General features: G+C 69.3%; 21 protein-coding genes. 11 read left to right on the forward strand and 10 right to left on the reverse strand.

What is annotated here, in order from left to right:
- Nucleotides 1-393 precede the first annotated feature (393 nt).
- From uvrA to TSH58p_RS22520, 5 genes are all read left to right on the forward strand, one after another.
- Nucleotides 394-3246, forward strand: coding sequence for an excinuclease ABC subunit UvrA (gene uvrA, locus TSH58p_RS22500; RefSeq protein WP_109072641.1), 2853 nt, complete (start codon nucleotides 394-396; stop codon nucleotides 3244-3246).
- Nucleotides 3247-3361: 115 nt separating this feature from the next.
- Nucleotides 3362-3562: a hypothetical protein gene (locus tag TSH58p_RS22505; RefSeq protein WP_109072640.1), complete on the forward strand. Its 201-nt coding sequence runs from the start codon at nucleotides 3362-3364 to the stop codon at nucleotides 3560-3562.
- A gap of 188 nt (nucleotides 3563-3750) precedes the next feature.
- Nucleotides 3751-4227 carry an SRPBCC family protein gene (locus TSH58p_RS22510; protein WP_109072639.1) on the forward strand — a complete coding sequence of 159 codons (477 nt, stop codon included), beginning with the start codon at nucleotides 3751-3753 and terminating at the stop codon, nucleotides 4225-4227.
- Nucleotides 4228-4368: 141 nt separating this feature from the next.
- On the forward strand, nucleotides 4369-5733 hold the full coding sequence (gene trmFO, locus TSH58p_RS22515) for a methylenetetrahydrofolate--tRNA-(uracil(54)-C(5))-methyltransferase (FADH(2)-oxidizing) TrmFO (RefSeq protein WP_109072638.1): 1365 nt from the start codon (nucleotides 4369-4371) through the stop codon (nucleotides 5731-5733).
- A gap of 137 nt (nucleotides 5734-5870) precedes the next feature.
- Entirely contained in the window at nucleotides 5871-7931 is a 2061-nt protein-coding gene (locus TSH58p_RS22520; protein ID WP_247874297.1) for a methyl-accepting chemotaxis protein, read from the forward strand.
- Between the two features lie 40 nt (nucleotides 7932-7971).
- Here TSH58p_RS22520 and TSH58p_RS22525 read toward each other — a convergent pair whose 3' ends face one another.
- Nucleotides 7972-8826, reverse strand: coding sequence for a phytoene/squalene synthase family protein (locus tag TSH58p_RS22525; protein ID WP_109072637.1), 855 nt, complete (start codon nucleotides 8824-8826; stop codon nucleotides 7972-7974).
- A gap of 120 nt (nucleotides 8827-8946) precedes the next feature.
- Here TSH58p_RS22525 and TSH58p_RS22530 point away from each other — a divergent pair, with 120 nt between their 5' ends.
- The 4 genes from TSH58p_RS22530 to TSH58p_RS22545 all read left to right on the forward strand — a co-directional run bounded on the left by TSH58p_RS22530 (nucleotide 8947) and on the right by TSH58p_RS22545 (nucleotide 12800).
- Nucleotides 8947-9819 carry a squalene/phytoene synthase family protein gene (locus TSH58p_RS22530; protein ID WP_109072636.1) on the forward strand — a complete coding sequence of 291 codons (873 nt, stop codon included), beginning with the start codon at nucleotides 8947-8949 and terminating at the stop codon, nucleotides 9817-9819.
- Between the two features lie 39 nt (nucleotides 9820-9858).
- Complete coding sequence (locus TSH58p_RS22535; RefSeq protein ID WP_109072635.1) at nucleotides 9859-10794, forward strand: squalene/phytoene synthase family protein; 936 nt, start codon at nucleotides 9859-9861, stop codon at nucleotides 10792-10794.
- Nucleotides 10795-10803: 9 nt separating this feature from the next.
- Nucleotides 10804-12126, forward strand: a complete 1323-nt coding sequence (gene hpnE, locus TSH58p_RS22540; RefSeq protein ID WP_109072634.1) for a hydroxysqualene dehydroxylase HpnE — start codon at nucleotides 10804-10806, stop codon at nucleotides 12124-12126.
- 68 nt (nucleotides 12127-12194) lie between these two features.
- Entirely contained in the window at nucleotides 12195-12800 is a 606-nt protein-coding gene (locus TSH58p_RS22545) for a superoxide dismutase (protein WP_014197280.1), read from the forward strand.
- A gap of 98 nt (nucleotides 12801-12898) precedes the next feature.
- On the opposite strand, the gene TSH58p_RS22550 is transcribed toward TSH58p_RS22545, so the two are convergent.
- The 5 genes from TSH58p_RS22550 to TSH58p_RS22565 all read right to left on the reverse strand — a co-directional run bounded on the left by TSH58p_RS22550 (nucleotide 12899) and on the right by TSH58p_RS22565 (nucleotide 17128).
- On the reverse strand, nucleotides 12899-13276 hold the full coding sequence (locus TSH58p_RS22550; protein ID WP_109072633.1) for an Mth938-like domain-containing protein: 378 nt from the start codon (nucleotides 13274-13276) through the stop codon (nucleotides 12899-12901).
- A gap of 27 nt (nucleotides 13277-13303) precedes the next feature.
- Nucleotides 13304-14257, reverse strand: a complete 954-nt coding sequence (gene secF / locus TSH58p_RS34220) for a protein translocase subunit SecF (RefSeq protein WP_109072632.1) — start codon at nucleotides 14255-14257, stop codon at nucleotides 13304-13306.
- Nucleotides 14258-14269: 12 nt separating this feature from the next.
- Nucleotides 14270-15868 (reverse strand): protein translocase subunit SecD, encoded by a 1599-nt coding sequence (gene secD, locus TSH58p_RS34225; RefSeq protein WP_109072631.1) that lies wholly within the window; start codon nucleotides 15866-15868, stop codon nucleotides 14270-14272.
- Between the two features lie 36 nt (nucleotides 15869-15904).
- A complete protein-coding gene (yajC, locus tag TSH58p_RS22560; protein ID WP_094302412.1) occupies nucleotides 15905-16276 on the reverse strand; it encodes a preprotein translocase subunit YajC in 372 nt (123 codons plus the stop codon).
- Between the two features lie 111 nt (nucleotides 16277-16387).
- On the reverse strand, nucleotides 16388-17128 hold the full coding sequence (locus TSH58p_RS22565) for a hypothetical protein (RefSeq protein ID WP_109072630.1): 741 nt from the start codon (nucleotides 17126-17128) through the stop codon (nucleotides 16388-16390).
- A 138-nt stretch (nucleotides 17129-17266) separates the two neighbouring features.
- On the opposite strand from TSH58p_RS22565, the gene TSH58p_RS22570 reads away from it, so the two are divergent.
- Nucleotides 17267-18124 carry an ATP-binding protein gene (locus TSH58p_RS22570; protein WP_109072629.1) on the forward strand — a complete coding sequence of 286 codons (858 nt, stop codon included), beginning with the start codon at nucleotides 17267-17269 and terminating at the stop codon, nucleotides 18122-18124.
- On the opposite strand, the gene TSH58p_RS22575 is transcribed toward TSH58p_RS22570, so the two are convergent.
- Genes TSH58p_RS22575 through serS form a run of 4 tightly spaced genes read right to left on the reverse strand, consistent with a single transcriptional unit; the run spans nucleotide 18081 to nucleotide 22126 of the window.
- Nucleotides 18081-19382: a LysM peptidoglycan-binding domain-containing M23 family metallopeptidase gene (locus TSH58p_RS22575; RefSeq protein ID WP_247874296.1), complete on the reverse strand. Its 1302-nt coding sequence runs from the start codon at nucleotides 19380-19382 to the stop codon at nucleotides 18081-18083. The genes TSH58p_RS22570 and TSH58p_RS22575 overlap by 44 nt on opposite strands.
- A gap of 14 nt (nucleotides 19383-19396) precedes the next feature.
- Entirely contained in the window at nucleotides 19397-20050 is a 654-nt protein-coding gene (locus TSH58p_RS22580) for a protein-L-isoaspartate(D-aspartate) O-methyltransferase (RefSeq protein ID WP_109072628.1), read from the reverse strand.
- A 28-nt stretch (nucleotides 20051-20078) separates the two neighbouring features.
- Nucleotides 20079-20861, reverse strand: coding sequence for a 5'/3'-nucleotidase SurE (gene surE / locus TSH58p_RS22585; RefSeq protein WP_109072627.1), 783 nt, complete (start codon nucleotides 20859-20861; stop codon nucleotides 20079-20081).
- Entirely contained in the window at nucleotides 20861-22126 is a 1266-nt protein-coding gene (serS, locus tag TSH58p_RS22590; protein ID WP_109072626.1) for a serine--tRNA ligase, read from the reverse strand. Before serS ends, surE begins: the two co-directional genes overlap by 1 nt.
- Nucleotides 22127-22311: 185 nt before the next feature.
- On the opposite strand from serS, the gene TSH58p_RS22595 reads away from it, so the two are divergent.
- Nucleotides 22312-23475, forward strand: a complete 1164-nt coding sequence (locus tag TSH58p_RS22595) for a GGDEF domain-containing protein (RefSeq protein ID WP_109072625.1) — start codon at nucleotides 22312-22314, stop codon at nucleotides 23473-23475.

Consider the following 23475-nt stretch of genomic DNA (forward strand, 5'->3'; position numbering starts at 1 on the left):
GCCGCCGCCGGAGCGCTTCAGCCCTTCCGCCCGGATCAACCCGCCCGGCCCGCACGGAAGAGAACACTCCATGAACAAACATAGCAGAGAGAGTCCGTGTCGCCAACCGATTCCTTGGTGGCTCCCCATCATCGTCTCCCTGGATCGTCTCCCTGGATCGTCTCCCTGGATCGTCTCCCTGGATCGTCTCCCTGGATCGTCTCCCTGGATCGTCTCCCTGGATCGCCTCCCTGGCGCGCCCCCGGCGTTCCCGCATCCCGCCCCTGCGTCCCACGCGGCCGGAAAGGGACGCGCGCCGGTGGCAAGTCACCTGCGCGTGGCACATATCTGTCCGGGCTTCCGGAGCTTTTTTGGCGCCTTCCCTTCCCCACCGGTTTCGGCTAAGAACACTCCATGAACAAGCACATCAGTGTCCGCGGCGCGCGGGAGCACAACCTCAAGAACGTCGATGTCGATCTGCCTCGGGACGAGCTGATCGTCATCACCGGCTTGTCGGGATCGGGCAAGTCATCGCTGGCGTTCGACACGATCTACGCGGAAGGCCAGCGGCGCTACGTCGAGAGCCTGTCGGCCTACGCGCGCCAGTTCCTGGAGCTGATGCAGAAACCGGACGTCGATTCGATCGAGGGGCTGTCGCCGGCCATCTCCATCGAGCAGAAGACGACCTCCAAGAATCCGCGCTCCACCGTCGGCACGGTGACGGAGATCTACGACTACATGCGCCTGCTGTGGGCGCGGGTCGGCATCCCCTACTCGCCGGCCACCGGCCTGCCCATCGAAAGCCAGACGGTCAGCCAGATGGTCGACCGCATCCTGGCGATGCCGGAAGGCACCCGCCTGCTGCTGCTGGCGCCGATCATCCGGGGGCGCAAGGGCGAGTACAAGAAGGAGATCCAGGACCTCCGCAAGCGCGGCTTCCAGCGCGTGCGCGTCGACGGCACGATGCACGAGATCGACGAGGTTCCGGCGCTCAACAAGAAGCTGAAGCACGACATCGACGTGGTGGTGGACCGCATCGTCGTGCGCGAGGGGCTGGGCAACCGGCTCGCCGATTCGCTGGAGACGGCGCTCGGCCTCGCCGACGGGATCGTCTTCGTCGAGAACGCCGAGTCGCACGAGCAGACCGTCTTCTCGCAGAAGTTCGCCTGCCCGGTGTCCGGCTTCACGATCCCGGAGATCGAGCCGCGGCTGTTCTCCTTCAACAACCCGTTCGGCGCCTGCCCGGCCTGCGACGGTCTGGGCAGCAAGATCTACTTCGACCCCATGTTGGTCGTCCCGGACGAGCGGCTGTCGCTGAAGAAGGGCGCCATCGCCCCCTGGGCCGGCTCCTCCTCCCAGTATTACGTTCAGACGCTGGAGAGCATCGCCCAGCATTTCGGCGTCGCCATGGACACGCCGTGGGAAAAGCTGCCGGAGAAGGTCCGCCAGACCATCCTCTACGGCTCCGACGGCGCGCCGATCACGATGACCTACGACGACGGGCTGCGCAGCTACCAGACGAACAAGGCCTTCGAGGGCATCGTCAACAACCTGGAGCGCCGCTACCGCGAGACGGAAAGCGCCTACATGCGGGAGGAGTTGTCCAAGTACCAGTCCTCCCAGCCCTGCGAGACCTGCAAGGGCGCCCGCCTGAAGCCGGAGGCGCTGGCCGTGAAGGTGCACGGCCAGCACATTTCCCAGGCGGCCGAGATGTCCATCGCCGACGCGGCGACGTGGTTCAGCACGCTGAACGACCATCTGCGCCCGAAGGACAAGGAGATCGCCTACCGCATCCTCAAGGAGATCAACGAGCGGCTGGGCTTCCTCAACGCGGTGGGGCTGGAATACCTGACGCTCAGCCGCGGCTCCGGATCTCTGTCCGGCGGCGAGAGCCAGCGCATCCGCCTCGCCTCGCAGATCGGGTCCGGCCTGACCGGCGTGCTTTACGTGCTGGACGAGCCTTCGATCGGCCTGCACCAGCGCGACAACGACCGGCTGCTGGCGACACTGAAGCGGCTGCGCGACCTCGGCAACACCGTGATCGTGGTCGAGCATGACGAGGACGCCATCCGCACCGCCGACTATCTGGTGGACATGGGCCCCGGCGCCGGCCAGCACGGCGGCACCGTGATCGCCCAGGGCACCCCGGTGGAGGTCCAGGCCAACCCCGACAGCGTCACCGCCCAGTTCCTCAACGGCACCCGCTTCGTGCCGGTGCCGGACCAGCGCCGCCCCGGCCACAAGGGCCAGTTCCTGGAGGTGAAGGGCGCGCGCGCCAACAACCTCCAGAACGTCTCGGCGCGCATCCCGATGGGCACCTTCACCTGCGTGACCGGCGTGTCGGGCGGCGGCAAGTCCACCCTGATCATCGAGACGCTCTACAAGGCGGTGGCGCGCAAGCTGATGGGCGCGCGCGAGCATCCGGCGGAGCATGACGAGCTGCTGGGTCTGGAGCATCTCGACAAGGTCATCGACATCGACCAGTCGCCGATCGGCCGCACCCCGCGTTCCAACCCGGCCACCTACACCGGCGCCTTCACCCCGATCCGCGACTGGTTCGCCGGCCTGCCGGAAGCCAAGGCCCGCGGCTACGGCCCCGGCCGCTTCTCCTTCAACGTGAAGGGCGGGCGCTGCGAGGCGTGCCAGGGCGACGGCGTCATCAAGATCGAGATGCATTTCCTGCCGGACGTCTACGTCACCTGCGACGTCTGCCACGGCAAGCGCTACAACCGCGAGACGCTGGAAGTCACCTACCGCGACAAGACCATCGCCGACGTGCTCGACATGACGGTCGAGGAGGGCAAGGAGTTCTTCAAGGCCGTGCCCGGCATCCGCGACAAGCTGGAGACGCTGGAGCGGGTCGGCCTCGGCTACATCCACATCGGCCAGCCCGCCACGACCCTGTCCGGCGGCGAGGCGCAGCGGGTGAAGCTGTCCAAGGAGTTGAGCCGCCGCGCCACCGGCCGCACCCTCTACATCCTCGACGAGCCGACCACCGGCCTGCATTTCGCCGACGTCGAGAAGCTGATGGAGGTGCTCCACGCGCTGGTCGACCAGGGCAACACGGTGCTGGTGATCGAGCACAATCTGGAGGTCATCAAGACCGCCGACTGGATCATCGACCTCGGCCCCGAAGGCGGCACCGGCGGCGGCGAGATCGTCGCGGAAGGCACCCCGGAAGACGTGGTGAAGGTCAAGCGGAGTTACACCGGCCAGTATCTGGCCCCCTACCTGAAGGCGAAGCCGAAAAGCCGGAAGAGGGCGTGAAGAAGGGCCGGGGTCATCCCCGGCCTTTTTCTTTCGACCGATTTTTGGCCTGGAAACAAAGCCGCAGCGGGGGCGTTTCCTCTTCATCGTTCGCCAAACAGGATGGAGACGGAGCATGTCCAGGACCCTGATGTCCGGTGTGGCGCTGGCCTTCGGCGCGGCGCTGCTGGTCAGCGCCTGCGGGACCGACGAGACCACCAGCACCACGACCACCACCACGACCACCTCGCCCAACTACGGCAACTCCAGCCTGACCACCCCGCCGACCGGCGGCTCGACCACCACCGAGCGCACGACGACGACCAAGAGCGAGTAAGGACGCTTCGCGCCGGTCCCAGGAAAACGTCAATTTCAAGAGAAACGGCCGGCTCCGCACAGGCGGGACCGGCCGTTTTCCTTGTTTGTCCTACCAACGTACAAGTTTCAAGCCCTCCCGGCTCGGCTAGGATTTCCATGCGCGCCCAATGAAGCGCGCCGGAACAGCCGAACAACGGAGGGAACCCCATGCGCACCCTGTTCGCGATCACGGCCGCCCTGATCGCGCTGGCAAGCCCGGCCCTGGCCGTCGAGGTCACGGAATCGGCCACCTTGCCGTACCCGGTCGAGAAGGTCTGGCAGCAGATCGGCCCCTTCTGCAACCTCGGCACCTGGCATCCGGCCGTGGAGAGCTGCACCCTGCGCCGGAAGGACGGCGCGCAGGAGCGTGTGCTGGCCCTCAAGGGCGGCGGCGCGATCGAGGAGCGCCTGCTCTCCTCCTCCGCCAGCAGCCACCGCATCCGCTACTCGATCCTGACCAGCCCGCTGCCGGTCAAGGACTACGCGGCCTCCCTGTCGGCCGAACCGGCGGGCAAGGGCACGCGCGTCGTGTGGAAGGCACGCTACACCTCCAACGGCGCCAGCGACGAGGAATCCCGCAAGGTGATCTCCGGCATCTTCACCTCGGGCTTCGACGGGCTGAAGCAGAAGCTGGCCGCCAAGTAAGTCACCGCTGTTCGGCGGCGCGACCAGGATCGCCGGAACCAGCGGACGGTCCTGGCCGCGATTCCGCGCCGTGGTCCGGTTGGCCTTGCCGTGGCGTCAATGACGGTCTACTTGTTCGGCAACTTTGCGAAAGTTGCTGATATGGTCGACACGTCCCTTTCCCCCGTTCACGTCATCGGTGGTGGCCTCGCCGGGTCCGAAGCCGCTTGGCAGCTCGCCCAGCGCGGCGTTCCCGTCGTGCTGCACGAGATGCGGCCCGTCCGCCCGACCGAGGCGCACAGCACCGACCAGCTCGCCGAGCTGGTCTGCTCCAACTCCTTCCGGTCGGACGACGCGGAGTACAACGCGGTCGGGCTGCTGCACGAGGAGATGCGGCGCTGCGGCTCGCTGATCCTGCGCTGCGCCGACGCGCACAAGGTGCCGGCGGGCGGCGCGCTGGCCATGGACCGCGACGGCTTCGCGGGCGCCGTGACCGAGGCGATCACCGGCCATCCCCTCATCACCGTGGAGCGCGGCGAGGTCGCCGGCCTGCCACCGGAGGATTGGGACAGCGTCGTCATCGCCACCGGCCCCCTCACCTCCCCGCCGCTGGCCGAGGCGATCCGCGCCTTCACGGGCGAGGAGTCGCTGGCCTTCTTCGACGCCATCGCCCCCATCGTCTATCTGGAGAGCGTGGACCTGTCCAAGGCGTGGTTCCAGTCGCGCTACGACAAGCCCGGCCCCGGCGGCACCGGCAAGGACTACATCAACTGCGCCTTCGAGAAGGACGAGTACCGCGCCTTCATCGACGCCCTGCTGACCGCCGAGAAGGTGGACTTCAAGGAGTGGGAGAAGAGCACGCCCTATTTCGAAGGCTGCCTGCCCATCGAGGTCATGGCGGAGCGCGGGGTCGACACGCTGCGCTACGGCCCGATGAAGCCGGTCGGCCTGACCAACCCGCACAAGCCGGAGCGCCGCCCCTACGCCGTGGTCCAGCTGCGCCAGGACAACGCGCTGGGCACGCTCTACAACCTCGTGGGCTTCCAGACCAAGCTGCGCCACGCCGAGCAGGCGCGGATCTTCCGCATGATCCCTGGCCTGGAGAAGGCGGAATTCGCGCGGCTGGGCGGCCTGCACCGCAACACCTTCCTGAACAGCCCGCGCCTGCTGGACGGCGCGCTGCGGCTGAAGGCGCAGCCGCGCATCCGCTTCGCCGGGCAGGTGACGGGCTGCGAGGGCTATGTGGAAAGCGCCGCCGTCGGCCTGCTGGCCGGGCGCTTCGCCGCCGCCGAGCGGCTGGGCGGCGAGCCGTCCGCCCCGCCGGTCACCACGGCGCTGGGGGCGATTCTCGGCCACATCACCGGCGGCGCCAACGCCGACACCTACCAGCCGATGAACGTCAATTTCGGCCTCTTCCCGCCGGTGGACGAGCGCATCCGCGGGCGTGACCGCAAGCTGGCCTACACCCGCCGCGCGCTGGAGGATCTGGAGGGGTGGCTAAAGGCCGCACCCGGTGTCTCGGCCTGAGGTCCAGCAATTTCAGGAAAATTATCACGGAACTATAATAAAGGTCATAAGTGACACTTAACCAACGCCATGGAACACTTTCTTTCGAATGAGCGAGAAAGTGTTCCAACGGGATGGTTATGATTAGAACAAAATCATTGGTTGCCAAACAGGTGATCGTCATCGTGACGGTGACGATCATTTCCCTGGCGGTGGGAATTGCGGCCCTGACGACCAAGAGCGGGTCGGACATCGAAACTCTGGCCTTCCAGAGCGGGGAGCAACTTGGCCACCGCTACGGCGAGATGGTGCACGCCCGGCTGGGCAACGCGATGGAGGCCGGCCGCTTCATCGCGACCTCCCTGGTCGGTCTGAAGGCCGCGGGCCGTGCCGACCGGGAGCAGCTCTCCACCTGGCTCAAGAGCATTGCCGAGGCCAACCCGGAGTTCCTCGGCGTGTGGGTGGGGATGGAGCCGAACGCCCTGGACGGCCGCGACGCGGAGTTCGCCAACAAGCCAGGCACCGACGCGTCCGGCCGGTTCCTTCCCTACTGGAATCGCGGGTCGGGGACGGTCGCGCTGGAATCCCTCGTCGGGTATGACGATCCGGGTTCCGACGGCGCCTATTATCAGATCCCGAAGCGCACCGGGCAGGCCATGGTGGTGGAGCCCTACAGCTACACGGTCGCCGGCCGGAAGGTGCTGATGGTGTCCATGTCCGTCCCGATCGTCGAAAACGGCCGGGTCATCGGGGTTGCCGGCGTGGATCTGTCCACCGACGGCATCTGGTCCATGCTGAAGACGGTGAAGCCCTTCGACAGCGGGTCCATCCAGCTGATTTCCAACGACGGCGTCTGGGCCGGCCATCCCGATTCCGAGCAGATGGGGCAACCGATCGGCAAATCGGACCCGGCGCTTGACGCCGCCAAACCGGCCATCCGCGCGGGCCGGGGCTTCGAGCAGATGTCGGTCGCCTTCGGGCAGCCCGTGAAGCAGCTGTTCCTGCCGGTGAGGGTTACCGGAACGGACACGCCCTGGTCCCTGCTGGTCAACCTGCCGCTCGACAAGATCAACGAGCCGGTCCGGGACCTGCGCAACGCCACCATTTCCGGCGGGCTGGTCCTGCTGGCCGCCCTGGTGGCGGCGCTTCTGTTCGCCAGCCGCAGCATCGTCGGCCTGCCGTTGCGCCGCACCATCGCAACGCTGGACGCCGTGGTCGCGGGGGACCGTGGCGTCATCATCACGGACACCGGCCGCGCCGACGAGATCGGCGCCATCAACAAGGCCCTGAAGCTCTTCCAGGACAACGCCACCCGCATGGCGGAGCTGGAGGAGGAACGCCGCCGCGAGGAGCAGCGCGCCGCCGAGCGCCGCAGGCAAGACCTCGCCGACGTCGCCAGCCGGTTCGAGGCGTCGGTGGGCGGCGTCGTGCGCACCGTGTCGGAGCAGGCCGGCGAGATGCGCAGCACCGCGCAGAACCTGTCGGCCATCGCCACCCAGACCGACCGTCAGGCCGCCGCGGTGTCCACCGCCGCCGAGGAGGCGAGCCAGAACGTCCAGACCGTGGCCGCCGCCGCGGAGGAGCTGAGCTGCTCCATCCGCGAGATCAACGAGCGGATCGGCCGGTCCTCCCAGATGGCCGCCGAGGCGGTGGCCGAGGTGGAGCGCACCAACGCCACGCTGGAAGGGCTGTCCGCCGCCGCGCAGAAGATCGGCGACGTGGTGAACCTGATCCAGGGCATCGCCGGGCAGACCAACCTTCTGGCGCTCAACGCGACCATCGAGGCCGCCCGCGCCGGCGAGGCCGGCAAGGGCTTCGCCGTCGTGGCGAGCGAGGTGAAGAATCTCGCCAACCAGACCGCCAAGGCGACGGAGGACATTTCCCGGCAGATCGCCGACATGCAGACCGTCAGCGGCACGGTGGTCAGCGTCATCGGGACGGTGGGGCGGAGCATCATCGCCATCAACGAGACGATCACCGCCATCGCCGCCGCCGCGGAGCAGCAGGGCGCCGCCACCCAGGAGATCAGCCGCAACGTCCAGCAGGCGTCGATGGGCACCGCCGCCGTGTCCGCCAACATCGGCGGGGTGACCCAGGCGGCGGGGTCCACTGGCGCGATGGCCGATCAGGCGCTCGGCGCCGCCGGTGACCTGTCGCGGGAGGCCGACCAGCTTCGCCAGGAGGTGGAACGGTTCGTGGCGATGATCCGCGCCGCCTGATCCGGGGCCGGCTGATCCGGGGCCGGCTGATCCAGGAAGGTCAGAACCGCCCGCGCAGCGCCGCCCAGGCCAGCTTGGCGTGGCGCAGCGGGTGGGGCATCAGCACGCGCGCGGCGAAGGGGTCGTTGCCCTCCCGCGCCAGCGCGTCCAGATGCAGCCCGGCCAGCACCGCCGGCAGCAGCGCCGGCAGGGCGGCACGCGGCACGGAGCGATGGAGCGCGCGGGCCTTCGCCAGATGGTCGCGGGCGGCCTCCGCCACCTCGCGCACCACCGGACGCAGCTCGGGGGTGGAGCGCAGCTCGAACAGGTCGCCCTGCTTGGCGCCGTGCGCCGCCATGCGGTCGGCGGGGAGCAGCTGGCGGTGCTGGCGGGCGTGGAAGGGCACCGCCCGAACGATACCGGCCAGCGCGTAGCCGATCCCGGCCTGACGACCCGCCTCGGCGGCCTCGGGCCCCTTCGCACCGAGGATCTCCAGCGCGAGCTGGACGAGCGGCGCGCCGGTGACCTCCGCGTAATTGACGAGGCAGGACAGGTTGGCCGGCGGTGTGTCGTCGAGATCGGCCTCCCGCGCGTCGATCAGCCGGTCGAACAGGGCGCGGCTCAGCCCGCCCTCCCGGACGGCGGCGGCCAGCGGCTCCATCACCGCGTGCTTGGGCACCGCGCCGCCCTCATAGACCTTGTCGAGCCCGTCGCGCCAGAATTGCAGCCGCATCTGACCCAGAACCGGTTCGGTCACCACCTCGCGGGTCTTGGCGATCTCCAGGTTGAAGGCGTAGAGGGCGAACAGCGATTCGCGGCGTTCCGCCGGGGCGAAAAGGCACGTCAGGAAACGGTCGTTGTCATATTTCCTCACCTCCCGTCCGCAATAGGACAGGTCGGGGGTCGCCTTCGCCATGTGATGCCTGTTCTGGAAAAATGGGGGTGGCACAGTTTGGAAGCGGGGCAAAACCCGCTCGCGCCTTATATTAGGCAGACAGGCTCTCCACACCAGCCCCGACGCGCAGCAGGCGGAACAATGGCCGATTTCAACATCGCCCCCACCAAGCCCCGCAAACCCAGCCCGGTCGCCCGCAAAGATGCGGACTCGGAGAATTTTCCGGTCGCCTCGCGCCTGCTGCCGAAGCATCTCCGGCCGCATGTCATGGCCTTCTACCGGTTCGTCCGGCTGGGCGACGACATCGCCGACGATCCCGATCTCGAACCGGAGACCAAGCTCGCCTATCTGGAGGCGCTGGAACGCTCTCTGACCACCGGGCAGGCCAAGCACGCCTATCTGAAGCCGGCGCTGGACCTGCGCGCCAGCCTGCAGGCGACCGGGGTCAGCGACCGCCACCCCCGGCAGGTCCTGCGCGCCTTCCGGCGCGACGCGGTGGGCGCGCGCTGCCACAGCTGGAGCGACCTGCTGCTCTACTGCCGCTTCTCCGCCAACCCGGTCGGGCGCTACCTGCTGGACCTGCATGGCGAAGGCGTGGCCGCCGGGCCGGCGTCGGACGCGCTGTGCACCGCCCTGCAGGTGCTGAACCACCTCCAGGACTGCCGGGAGGACTGGAGCCAGCTCGGGCGCTGCTACATCCCGCTGGTCTGGTTCGACGATTCGGCGATCAGCGTCGAGCGGCTGGTGGAAACGGAGAGCGACGCCAAGCTGCGCGCCATCTTCGACCGCACGCTGGAGCACACCGACCGGCTGCTGGAGCGCGCCGCCCCCCTGCCCGGCCTGATCCAGCACCGCGGGTTGCGGATGGAGGCGTCGGTGATCCTCAGCCTCGCCGAGTCGCTGGCGCAACGGCTGCGCAGCCGCGACCCGCTGAAGAAGCGGGTGGTGCTCGGCACGCATCACAAGCTGTTCGCCACCGCACGCGGGCTGGCGCGCGCCATCGGGAGCAAATAGACTCCGGCCTCTTCGACCGACACCACGCAGGACCGACGTATGCCGCAGCCATCGCTGGATTCGACGCAGAGCGACACCGCCGGCAGCCCGGCTGCCGCGGCGGCGGCGGTGACCGGGCGGTCGGGAAGCACCTTCTACTGGCCGATGCTGCTTCTCCCCCGCTCCAAACGGGCGGCGATGTTCGCCATCTACGCCTTCTGCCGGCGAATCGACGACATCGCGGACGAGCCGGGTGAGCCCGCGGAGAAGCGCGCGGCCCTCGACGCCTGGAGGACCGAGATCCGCGGCCTCTACGCCGGCGGCGCGCCATCCAGCTCGCTGGGCGCGGCGTTGAAGGGCGCCATCGAGCGCTACGGCCTGCCGCGGGGCGAACTGGAGGCGCTGATCGACGGCATGGCGATGGACATCCCGGCGGACGGCGGCACCGACGGCAACGCCAGCGGCGGCATGACCGGCCCGGCGCTGCCGACTCTCCGGCTCTATTGCCGGCGCGTCGCCGGCGCGGTTGGCATGCTGGCGATTCGCGTGTTCGACCGGGCCGACGCCTCCACCGAGGCCTTCGCGCTGGCGCTGGGCGAGGCGTTGCAGCTGACCAACATCCTGCGCGATCTGACGGAGGACGCCGAGATCAGGCGGCTCTACCTGCCGCGTGAGTTGCTCGACGACGCCGGCATCGGCAGCTCCGACCCCGCCACGGTGCTCGCCCATCCCAACCTGCCGCAAACCTGCGAGGCGCTCGCCGTCCTGGCCGAGGAACGCTTCGCCGAGGCGCGCCGCGCGCTGGCCGAGGGGCAGGCCGCCGGGCGGCGCGGCTCGCTGTGGGCGGCGGTCGCCATGATGGTGCTGTACCACCGGCTGCTGGTGCGGCTGCGCGCGCGCGGCTGGCGCGATCTCGACCGTCGGGTGCGGGTCGGCAAGCGTGAATGCGCCCTGGTGGCCGTGCGCTGCGCGCTCGGCTATCCGCCCGCCGCCTGACGGGCCGGGTTGGGCACCGTCCACATCGTCGGCGCCGGCCTCGCCGGCCTGTCCGCCGCCGTCCGCCTGACCGAGGCCGGGCGGCGGGTCATCCTCCATGAGAGCGCGCCGCAGGCCGGCGGACGTTGCCGCTCCTTCTACGACGCCACGCTGGACCGCGTGGTGGACAACGGCAGCCATCTGGCGCTCAGCGGCAACCGCTCCCTGCTCGGCTATCTGGAGAGGGTCGGCGCCCGCGGCGCCCTGACCGAACTGCGCCCCGCCGCCTTTCCTTTTCTCGACCTCAACAGCGGCGAGCGCTGGTGCCTGCGGCCCGGCGGGCTGTGGCTGTTCGACAAGGCGCGCCGTGTGCCGGGAAGCCGCCCCGCCGATTACCTCGCCGCCCTGCGGACGCTGACCGCCCGCCCCGAGGCGGCGGTGGCCGACGCCCTGCCCCCTGGCGGGCCGCTCTACGAACGCCTGTGGCGCCCGCTGGCCGTGTCGGTGATGAACGGGGCGCCGGAGCGGGTGTCCGCCCGCCTGTTCGGGGCCGTTCTGCGGGAAACGCTGCTGCGCGGCGCGGCCGCCTGCCGGCCCCTGTTCGCGGAGAAGGGCCTGTCCGCCGCCCTGGTCGATCCCGCGGTGGCCTGGCTGGAGCGGCACGGCGCCGACCTGCGCACCGGGGTCCGGGTGGACGGGCTGGAGCGCGGAGGTGATCGTGTCGCCGTCCTGTCGGTCGACGGGAAGCGCATCGCGCTCGGCAGCGACGACGCGGTGGTCCTGGCGGTGCCGGCTTGGATCGCCGGGCGCCTGCTTCCCGAGGCGCTGGGCACCTCCATCGCCGCCCCCGCGGCCGGGCGGGCCATCGTCAACGCCCATTTCCGCCTGCCCACCCCGATGGACCTGCCGGGTGGCCTGCCCTTCCTTGGGATGGTGGGCGGCACGGCGGATTGGCTGTTCCGGCGCGGCGACGTGCTGTCGGTGACGGTCAGCGACGCCGATGCGCTCGCTTCCCAGCGCGCCGAAGCGGTCGCCGCCACCCTGTGGCGCGACGTGGCAAGGGCGCTCGGCACGCCCGGCATGGCCCTGCCGCCGCACCGAATCATCAAGGAGCGCCGGGCGACTCCGGACCAGTCCCCTGTCCATGCGGCGAATCGCCCCGGCCCCCGGACCGTCTTGAAAAACCTCGTTCTGGCCGGCGATTGGACGAACATGGGGCTTCCGGCCACGCTCGAAGGTGCGGTCCGCTCCGGCGAGTTCGCCGCGCGGGCGGTCCTGGACACAAGGATTACCACCTTTTCGCGCCTCGGCCTTTTTCCAGCCTTCACTTTGCCGCGCCGCGGGCCTATTTGAGCGGACGGAGGTGCCGTGCCGCAAGGCGCGGGCCGAGATGGGACAATCCAAGAAGAGAGGGTAACTCAATGGCGTTCGAACTGCCGCCGCTCCCGTATGGCTATGATGCTCTGCAGCCGTTCATGTCGTCGGAGACGCTGCACCTGCACCACGACAAGCACCACCAGACCTACGTCACCAACCTCAACAACCTGACGAAGGACAGCCCGCTGGCCGACGCCAGCCTGGAAGACGTCATCAAGCAGAGCTACGGCGACGCCTCCAAGCAGGGCCTCTTCAACAACGCCGGTCAGGTGTGGAACCACACCTTCTACTGGCAGAGCATGAAGAAGAACGGTGGCGGCGCCATCCCGGGCGAGCTCGAGAAGCGCCTGATCGCCGACTTCGGCAGCGTCGACAAGTTCAAGGAAGAGTTCTCGAACGCCGCCATCACCCAGTTCGGCTCGGGCTGGGCGTGGCTGTACATCGACGGCGGCAAGCTGAAGGTCACCAAGACCTCCAACGCCGACACCCCGCTGGCCCAGGGCCACTTCCCGCTGCTGACCGCCGACGTGTGGGAGCACGCCTACTACGTCGACTACCAGAACCGCCGCGCGGACTTCGTGAAGGCGTTCCTGGAGAGCCTGGTGAACTGGGAGTTCGTGGCCGAGCGCCTGTCGAAGGCTCCGGCCTGATCCTTCACCGGATCGCCAGAACGGAAAAGGCCCCCGATCGGGGGCCTTTTTTCGTTTCGGCGTTCGGCTCTGGGCGTTCGGGGGGACCGCACGGCGGATCACACCGGCAGCAGCGCCGCCCCCACCCGCCGGCCTTCGGCCAGCAGGACGTTGTAGGTCCGGCAGGCGGCCCCGGTGTCCATCACCTCGACCACCAGACCGGCGTCGCGAAGGCTCTGGCGCAGGGCCTTGGGCAGAAGCTGCATCCGGGTGCCGGAGCCGAGCAGCAGGAACTCCACCCGCGGCTCCGCCTGGATGACGGCGGCGAAATCCTCCGCCGTCAGGGCGGCGAAGTCCTGAGGACGCCAGGGCTCCGTGCGGTCGGGAAGGACCACCACCGCCCCGGTGCGCCATTGCCCGGACACGCAGAACTGCCCTTCCCCGTAGCCGTCGATGACCTGCCGGTCCGACGGGATGATCGGCGTGATGTCCGCCATAGCTGGTCCGTTTCCTGTTCTTGTCGATCAGGGCGTCGGGTTGGCGGCCGGGGCCGCGCTCTCCGCCGGTGCGTTGCGGCGCAGACGGTTCTCGCCCAGGAACAGCAAGATGGGAGCGGCGATGAAGATGGACGAGGAGGTTGCCAGGAAAATGCCGAAGATCAGCACGATGCCGAAATCCTGCAACGCCTCGCCGCCGAAGAAGGCCAGCGGCAGGATCGACAGCAGCGTGGACATGGAGGTGCCGAGCGTGCGGTTCAGCGTCTCGTTGATCGAGCGGTCGATCAGCTCGCGCAGCGGCATCTTCTTGTAGATGCGCAGATTCTCGCGCATGCGGTCGTAGACCACGACCTTGTCGTTGGTCGAATAGCCCATGATCGTCAGGATCGCCGCGATGGCCGTCAAATTGAACTGCATCCCGGTGATCGCGTAGAATCCGACCACCTTCGTCACGTCCAGAAGCAGCGTCACGATGGCGCCGAATCCGAACTGCCATTCGAAGCGGAACCAGATGTAGACGAGCATCGCCAGCAGCGCGAGGCCGAGCGCCAGCATGCCGTTGAAGAACAGCTCGCCGCTGACCGACGCGCCGACCGCCTCGACGCGGCGCACGGTGGTTCCGGGAATGTCCTGGGCGAGCGTGGCCCTCACCTTGTCGGCGGCCACCTGCTGCGCCGCGTCGTCGCCCGGCTGGCGCTCCAGACGGATCAGCACGTCCTGGGGCGAGCCGAACTCCTGCAGCTGCACCTGCCCCATGTTGAGCTGGTTCAGCGTGTGGCGCAGCGAGGCGAAGTCGGCGGCCTGCGGCGTGCGCGCCTCGATGACGATGCCGCCGCGGAAGTCGATGCCGTAGTTCAGGCCGGGGTAGAAGAACAGCACCACCGACGCGATCGACAGGAACGCCGACACGATCAGGCCGGCGTGTCGCCCGCGCATGAACTGGATGTTGGTGTTGTCAGGGACCAGACGAAGCCGGAACATGGGAATGACCTCTTACACCGGCAGGGCGGCCGGCCGCGTCTTGCGCAGCCAACTGACCATGATGAGCCGCACGAGCACAGTGGCCGTGAACAGCGAAATCAGGATGCCGAAGGTGATGGTGACGGCGAAGCCCTTGATCGCGCCGGTGCCCAGCACGAACAGGATGGCCATCTTGATGGCGGTGGTCAGGTTGGCGTCCACGATGGTGGAGTAGGCGCGGCTGAAGCCGGCCTCGACCGAGCCGAAGACGCCGCGGCCCTTCTTCGTTTCCTCGCGGATGCGCTCGTTGATCAGAATGTTGGCGTCGACCGCCAGACCGAGCGACAGCAGGATGCCGGCGATGCCCGGCAGCGTCAGCGTCGCCTGGAGCAACGACAGCGCGGCCAGCGTCAGGATCGTGTTGACCAGCAGGGCGAAGCAGGCGAAGGCCCCGAACAGGCCGTAGGCCGCGATCATGTAGGCGCAGACCAGCACGAAGCCGATGCCCACCGACATCAGGCCGGCGCGGATCGAATCGGCGCCGAGGTCGGGACCGACCGTGCGCTCCTCGATCACCTTCAGCGGGGCCGGCAGCGCGCCGGCGCGCAGCAGGACGGCGAGGTCGTTGGCGTCGGCGGCGGTGAAGTTGCCGCTGATCTGCCCGCGACCGCCGGTGATCGGCTCGCGGATCACCGGAGCGCTGATGACCTTGTTGTCGAGCACGATGGCGAAGGGCCGGCCGACGTTGGCGCGGGTGACGTCGGCGAAGCGGCGGGCGCCGATGCTGTCGAATTCGAAATTGACCACCCATTCGCCGGTCTGCGGGTTGCTGCCCGCGGTGGCGTTGGTCAGGTTGGCGCCGTCCACCTCGACCTTCTTGCGGATGACGTAGGCGGTCTGCGCCCGTCCGCCTTCCGCCGAGGGCAGGATGTCGGTGCCCGGAGGGGCGCGTCCGGCGGTCGGGTCGGCGTTCATGTCGACCAGACGGAAGGTCATCTTCGCGGTGGTGCCGAGAAGACGCTTCACGCGGTCGGGATCCTCGACGCCGGGAAGCTGGACCAGGATGCGGTCGGCGCCCTGGCGGGCGATGGTCGGCTCGTTGACGCCGGTCTCGTCGATGCGGCGCCGCACGATCTCGATGGACTGCTCGATGGCTTGGGTGGCGCGCTCGCGCAGGGCGACCTCGCTGAGCCTGGCGGTGACGCTGCCGCCGCCGGAGGTGACCTCCAGGTCCGGCTGGCCGCCACCGAGCGGCCCGCCGCCGATGGTGTTGGCGAGCTGCCGGAGCGCCCGCACCGCCGTGTCGGCCTGCGCCGGGTCGCGGAGCTGCACGGTGATGCCGCGGTCGCCCGGGTTGATCGCCGTGTAGCCGACATTGTCGTTGCGCAGCTGGGTGCGCGCCGAATCGACCAGACCTTCGACGCGGTCACGGATGACCGCACCCATGTCGACCTCGAGCAGCAGGTGCGACCCGCCGCGCAGGTCGAGACCGAGGTTGACCCGGTTGTGCGCGTACCAGCTCGGCAGGGCCGACAACGTCTCGCGGCTGAAAAAATTCGGCAGCGTGAGGATGGTCCCGAGCACGCAGATCGCGACGATCAGAAAAATCTTCCAGCGCGGAAAATACAGCATTCGTAAACCAGTCCCGTTCGCTACCGGAGAACCGCGTTACTTGCGGTCCGCAACCTTCTCTTCAGCCTTCTCGTCGGCGCTCTTGGCCGGCTCGGACTTCGAAAGCACGAGGTTCACGGTGGAGCGCATGACGCGAACGCGGACGTTCTCGGCGATCTCGACCTGAAGCTCGTCTTCCGGGCCGACCTTGGTGACGGTGCCGATGATGCCGCCGCCGGTCACCACGCGGTCGCCGCGACGGATGGCCTCCAGCATGCCCTTGTGTTCCTTCATCTTCTTCTGCTGCGGACGGATCAGCAGGAAATAGAAGACGACGAAAATCAGGATCAGCGGCAGGAACTGCACGATCATGTCGGCCCCACCGGCGGCGGGCGCGGCGGTCTGTGCATAGGCCGTCGAAACGAACATCTGGAGGCTCCCTGTGGTTTGGTTCCGAAGGCGCAGCGGGCGCTCGCGGACGCGGCGACTATAACGGTCCGGGCCGTCGATGCAATGGAATAGGGGTACGCCCGCCGGGCTTCAAGGGCCGCGGCTGTCCATCACGGCAAAGAGAAGCAGGAACCGGCGCACGCAGGGCGCCTCCACCGGCTCCACCCCGTGGAAGGATCGGTCGGACGGCGCGTAGGCCAGCAGATGGTTCGGCAGGAAGGGCGCGGTGCCGGCCAGCTCGAAATCCTCGCGCGGGAACCGCTCCGTCGACCGCCCGGCGTTGGCGGTGAAGGACGGGTCGCGGGGCCGGTACAGCGCCGTCCCGAGATCGGGGCGGCCGCCATCCGCCGGCATGTAGAGCAGCATGGACAGGAAGGTGCCGAACACGTCGGTGTGGGGCAGCATGGCGTGGCCCGCGTGGTCCTCGACCAGCCGCGCGTAGACCGTCGCCGGGCGGGCGCCGACGGGCCCCTCCAGCTTGGCGGCGAGCGAGGTGAAGCGCGGCGCCAGCCGCCTCAGGGTATCCGGCCCGAACAGGCCATCGCGGACCTCCCGCCAGACCGCCGCGGCCTCCGGCTCCATCGCCTTCAGGTTGCGGTCGGTCAGCACCATCTGATAGCGCTGGGGCAGCGTGTCCATCTGCAGGAGCGCCAGCGCCTCGAACCGCGGCCAATGGGCGACGGCGCGGGCATAGAGGTCGGCCGGCAGGGCGTCGGGCACCACCAGATGCGGGAAAGGGTCCTCCCGCAGGGGCGTTTCCTCCAGCCGCCGCAGGACATGGGCGGCGCTCCCCGCCGGGTTCGGGAGATCGGTGGAGCGTTCTGCGTGCATGGCCGGCCCTCGGTTCGCGTTCCACGCACCTTAGCGGCGCGCACGTCTCCCCCGCAAGCGCGCCTCCTTGTCCGCAACCGGGGACGCGGGTTAGGGTCGGCGCAACGAAACCGGAAGAAACGCCTGCGAAGGAACACGATGTCGGACGCCCAACTGCTGCCCCTCCTCACCCGCATCGCCGAGGCCCTGGAACGGCTCGCCCCGCCGCCGCCGGGCCGGCTCGACCTCGGCGCCGCCGACGCTTTCGTCTGGCACGCCGATCCCGACCGGCTGGAGCCGGTGCCCACCGTCAACCGGGTGGAGATCGACCTGCTGCGCGGCGTCGAGCGGCAGCGCGACATCCTGCTGGACAACACCATCCGCTTCGCCACCGGCCTGCCGGCCAACAACGCGCTGCTCTGGGGCTCGCGCGGCATGGGCAAAAGCTCGCTGGTCAAGTCGGTGCATGCCGCGGTGGCCCAGGACCATCCCGGCACGCTGGCGCTGGTGGAGATCCACCGCGAGGACATTCCCACCCTGCCCCGCCTGCTCGCCCGGCTCAAGGACGAGCCGCGCCGCTTCATCCTGTTCTGCGACGACCTGTCCTTCGACCACGACGACGCGCACTACAAGTCGCTGAAGGCCGTTCTGGAGGGCGGGATCGAGGGGCGTCCGGAGAATGTGGTGTTCTACGCCACCTCCAACCGCCGCCACCTGATGCCGCGCGACATGATCGAGAACGAGCGCTCCACCGCCATCAACCCGGCGGAGGCGGTCGAGGAGAAGGTGTCGCTGTCCGACCGCTTCGGCCTGTGGCTGGGCTTCCACAACTGCGACCAGCCGACCTACTTCGCGATGATCGAGGGCTACGCCGCCCGCTTCGGGCTGGACATCCCGGCGGAGCAGCTGCGGGCCGAGGCCGTGGAATGGTCGGTGACCCGCGGCAGCCGCTCCGGCCGGGTGGCCTGGCAGTTCATCCAGGACCTGGCTGGCCGTCTGGAGAAGCCCCTTCGCTGACCCGCGGCTCCATGCGGTCGCGCGGATCGACCGCCTGGCTGCCCTTGCGCAGTTCGAAATGAAGCTGCGGGCTCGTCACCGATCCGGTCTGGCCGACCGTGCCGATGGCCTGCCCGCGCTTCACCGCCGCCCCCCGCTCCACGTCGATGCGGTCGAGATGGGCGTAGGCGGTGATGAAGCCGTCCGAATGCTTCACCAGCAGCAGATTGCCGAAGCCGCGCAGCTCGTTGCCGGCGTAGGCGACGACGCCGTTGTCGGCGGCGACCACGGTCGTTCCCTTGCTGGCGGCGATGTTCAGGCCGTCGTTGTGCAGCCCGTCCGGCTTCGGCCCGAAGGTCGAGATCACCTTTCCCTTCACCGGCCAGAGCAGACGCCCGGTGGCGCGCTGCGGCGCCACCTCCTCAACCGCCTTCGGCGGCGGGGGCGGAGCGGCGGCGACCTCCTGGGCCGGTGCCGGCGGCGGCGGTGGAGCCGGAGCGGCCTCGACGGCACGCGGCGCGGGGGCCGGTTCCGGAACCGCGGGCTTCTGGCCGGGCGGGCGCAGCGAGGTCGGGGCCTGCCCCGGCTGATAGACGGACGCTCCGGTCGCCGCCTCCGGCGCGGCGGCCGGCTTGGCGCCGGGCACCGGGGCGAGGACGGTCGCGGTCTGCGCCGGGCTTTCCACAGGAGCCCTTTCCACCGGCGTTCTTTCCACTGGTGCCGGGGTCGAGGCGCCCGGCGGCGGCAGCTCCGCCGCTTGGATGGAGCCGCGCGACACCTGCTTGACCGGCGCCGAGGCCACCACGCCCCCCACCGCGGCCCCCGCGCTGGAGGACGGCGCCTGGGCCACCGCGGTGCCGCCCGGCGCATCGCCACCGGGCAGGCGCAGCGGCTGCCCGGCCTGCACGGCGTAGGGCGCGGTCAGCCCGTTGAGGCGGGTCAGCTCGCTCATGTCCGCGCTGAACATGCGGGAGATGCCGTACAGCGTGTCGCCGCGCTGCACGATGTACTGACGCGACACCGGCAGGACGAGGCGCTGCCCGACCTGCAACTGGTAGGGCGGCGACAGGTGGTTGACCTCCAGCAGGTCGCGCAGCGGCACGTTGTAGCGCCGCGACAGCGAATAGGCGGAGTCTCCCCGCTGCACGATGACCGCGCCGCCGATGGAATCCGGGGTGTTGGACACCGAGGTGACCGGCGCCAGATCGCCGGTGCGCTGCTGGCAGGCGGCGAGCAGCGGGATCACCGCCAGCGCCGCGAGGAGGGCGCGTCCTGTCACGCCGAACGGGCCGGCTATTCCGTTCCGGGGGGGGACGGAGGGTCGGACAGCAACGGTACGAAGCGGACGGGCCACAAGTCCTCCCGTGTAAGACCGGTTTCGCTCCGCCGGATGCGGACGACCCGCTGGCCGCGGTAGTCGCCCCCCAGCGGGATGACCATGACACCACCAACGGCGAGCTGATCCGTCAAGTCCTTTGGCGCCTCGGGACCTCCGGCGGCCGTGACCAGTATGCGCTCGAACGGCGCCTGTTCGGGCCAGCCCTTCGTCCCGTCGCCGTGGCGGGTCGTGATGTTGTCCAGGCGCAGAGCCTGGAATCGCGCCTCCGCCTCGGTCAGGAGCGGGCGCAGCCGTTCGACGGTGTAGACCCGTCGGCACAGCCGCGACAAAACCGCCGCCTGATAGCCGGAGCCGGTGCCGATCTCCAGCACCGTCTGCCGCTCCCCCAGTTCCAGCGCCTGGGTCATCAGCGCCACGATCAGCGGCTGGCTGATGGTCTGGCCCAGATCGATGGGAAGGGCCGTGTCCTCCCACGCCTGATCCTGGAAGGGCTCCGGGACGAAGCGTTCGCGCGGGATCCGCTCGATCGCGGCCAGAACCCGTGTGTCGGTCACGCCGTTGCGGCGCAACGCCATCAAAAGCCGGATCTTGCGTGCCTCGACCGTCACATCCTACCCATTCACCTCGGAAACGACCTCATTCGAACGCGTGCCGCAGGGTCTGGAGCGTCGGCGTGTGCGTCAGATCCAGATAGACCGGCGTCACCGAAATGCCGCCGTGGAAGACCACATGGATGTCCGTGTCGGGCGCCACGTCGGCCTCCCCGCGCAGGGTCCCGATCCAGATATAGGGCTTGCCGCGCGGATCGACACGCTCGACCAGCTCGTCGCCGATCTTGCGCTTGCCGTGGCGGACGACCTGGATGCCGGTGACCTGGGCCGCCGGACAGGCCGGAAAGTTCACGTTCAGCAGGACGTATTTCGGCCAGGGCGTGGAGACGGCCTTGCGGATCACCTCCGCCCCCCAGCGCTCCGCCGCCGACCAGTCGATCTGGGCGCGGTTCTCGTAGTGCTGGCTGAGCGCGATGGCCGGGACGCCCAGCAGGGTGGCCTCCATGGCCGCCGCGATGGTGCCCGAATAGGTCACGTCCTCGCCGATGTTGGAGCCCTGGTTGACGCCGGACAGGACCAGCGTCGGGCGGGCGTCCTTCATGATGTGGTTGACGGCCAGCAGGACGCAGTCGGTCGGCGTGCCGTCCACCGTGAAGCGCCGCTCGTCCAGCTGGCGCAGCCGCAGCGGCCGGTTGATGGTCAGCGAGTGGCTGGCCGCCGACTGCTCCATCTCCGGCGCCACCACCCACACGTCGTCGCTGAGGGAGCGCGCGATGGCCTCCAGCACCTTCAGGCCCGGCGCGTGGATGCCGTCGTCGTTGGTGACGAGGATGCGCGCCTTCGACAGGTCGAGCGGGAGATCGAACATCAGGCGGTGATCCTTTCCAGCCCGCGCATGTAGGGCCGGAGCGCTTCGGGAACCAGGATGGAGCCGTCGGGCCGCTGGTAGTTCTCCAGCACCGCGATCAGGCAGCGCCCGACCGCCACGCCCGAGCCGTTCAGCGTGTGGACGAACTGCGTCTGCTTCTCGCCCTTCGGACGGCAGCGGGCCTTCATGCGACGCGCCTGGAAGTCGCCGCAGTTCGAGCAGCTCGAAATCTCGCGGTACATGTTCTGGCCGGGCAGCCAGACCTCGATGTCGTAGGTCTTGCGCGCGGAGAAGCCCATGTCGCCGGTGCACAGCGTCACCACGCGGTAGGGCAGCCCCAGCCGCTGCAGGATGGTCTCGGCGCACTGGGTCATGCGCTGGTGCTCCGCCTCCGACTGGTCCGGGGCGGTGACGCTGACCATCTCGACCTTCCAGAACTGGTGCTGGCGGATCATGCCGCGGGTGTCGCGCCCCGCCGAGCCGGCCTCGGCGCGGAAGCAGGGGGTCAGCGCGGTGTAGCGGTGGGGCAGCTCCTCGGTCGCCACGATCTGGTCGTTGACGAGGTTGGTCAGCGGCACTTCCGAGGTCGGGATCAGGTAGTGATCGCCCGCGCGGAACAGGTCCTCCTCGAACTTCGGAAGCTGGCCGGTGCCGAACAGGGCGTTGTCGCGCACCATCAGCGGCGGCGCGATCTCGGTGTAGCCGTGCTCGCCGGTGTGGATGTCCAGCATGAAGTCGGCCAGAGCGCGCTCCAGCCGGGCCAGCCCGCCCTTCAGGACGGTGAAGCGGGCGCCGGACATGCGCGACGCCGCCTCGAAATCCATCAGGCCCAGCGCTTCGCCCAGCTCGAAATGCTGCTTGGCGTTCGCGATGGCCGTCGGCTCGCCCCAGCGGCGGATCTCGACGTTGGCGCTCTCGTCCGGGCCTTCCGGCACGTCGTCGGCGGGCAGGTTGGGGATGGAGGCGAGCAGGCCGTCCAGCTCGGCGCCCAGCGCCTTCTCCTCCTCCTCGACCTGGGGCAGCCGCTCCTTGAGCTGGGCCATCTCGTCCATCAGCGGCTGGGCGTCGCGGCCCTCCCGCTTGGCGAGGCCGATCTCCTTGGCCGCCTCGTTGCGGCGCGCCTGCATCTCCTGAAGCTGGGTCTGCGCGGCGCGGCGGCGCGAATCGAGGTCCAGCACCGTCGGCGACATCGGCTCAAGGCCCCGGCGGGCGAGGCCGCGGTCGAAGGATTCGGGGTTCTCACGGATGGCGCGAAGGTCGTGCATGGCTCACGGCGATACGGAATGGGTGGGAGGCTGGTTATAGTCCGCCGCCGGGTGAAGGTCCAGTGGCGGAGCCGCGCCGATGGGACAGACCCTGAAATGATTGGCGTCCTATACTTGTCGGTGGCGCCCCGGATGGGAATGCGTGCAGAACCCCGGAACCGTTCGCCGCCCTCCCGATTCCGGACATGATCCTCGACACCCGCACCCTCGTCATCGTCCTGGTGGGCATCGGCGTTCTGCTGTCCATCGCCGCCTTCCTCGCCTGGAAGGCGCACCGCCACATCACCGCGCTGACTTACTGGGCGGGGGGAGCCCTGGCCGGAGCCGCCGGGATGGCGCTGGTCATGCTCTACGGGGTCTGGCCGCCGGCCCTCGTCATCCCGCTCAGCAACGCCCTGGTGGCCGCCACCTACCTGCTGAACTGGTTCGGCGTGCGCAGCTTCGCCAGGCGGCCCATTCCCTGGCGGAGCGGGCTGGCGCTGCTCGGCGCGCTGACCGCCGGCAACGCGTGGTTCGTGGTGATGACCAACGACGTGGCGGCGCGCATCCTCGTCGGGTCCGCCGGAATCACCGGCCTGTCGCTGCTGGCGGCGCTGGAGCTGTGGCGGACGGGACCGGCCGACCGGCCGCGGCGGGCGCAGCGGGTCACCGCCCTGCTGTTCCTGGCCCACGCCCTGTTCGTCGCCGGACGCGCGGCGCTGACCGCCTGGGGCGGTCCGGTCGACAGCGTCCTGATGCCCAGTCTGGTGCAGAGCGCCGGATTCCTGGAGGCCATACTGGCGGCCACGGGCTGGGGCTTCGGCTTCCTCGCGATGACCAGCGAGCGGCTTCAGGCCGATCTGGACCGCATCGGGACCATCGACCCGCTGACCGGCGCCTACAACCGCCGGGCCTTCCTGAAGCACGCCGAGCGGGAGTTGGCGCGGTCGCAGCGCAGCGGGGCGCCGCTGACCCTGCTGCTGCTCGACCTCGACCGCTTCAAGCGGGTCAACGACACCTTCGGCCATCTGGCCGGCGACGCGCTGCTCCGTCTTTTCTCCGAAACCGTCACGGCACGGCTGCGCCGCTCCGACCTGTTCGGGCGCTATGGCGGGGAGGAATTCTGCCTGCTGCTTCCCGACACCGACCGCAGCGGGGCGGCGGTGCTGGCGGAGGCGCTGCGCCGCGATGTGGCGGCACGTCCCCTGCCCTTCCAGGGCCACGAGATCGCCGCCAGCGTCAGCATCGGCATCGCCGCCTGCCGCGGGGGCGAGGACCTCGACGCGGCGCTGGCCGCCGCCGACCTGGCCCTCTACCGGGCCAAGCGGAACGGCCGCAATCAGGTGATGGTCGCCGAGGCGGCCGGATGA

Source organism: Azospirillum sp. TSH58 (assembly GCF_003119115.1).
Classification (GTDB): Bacteria; Pseudomonadota; Alphaproteobacteria; order Azospirillales; family Azospirillaceae; genus Azospirillum.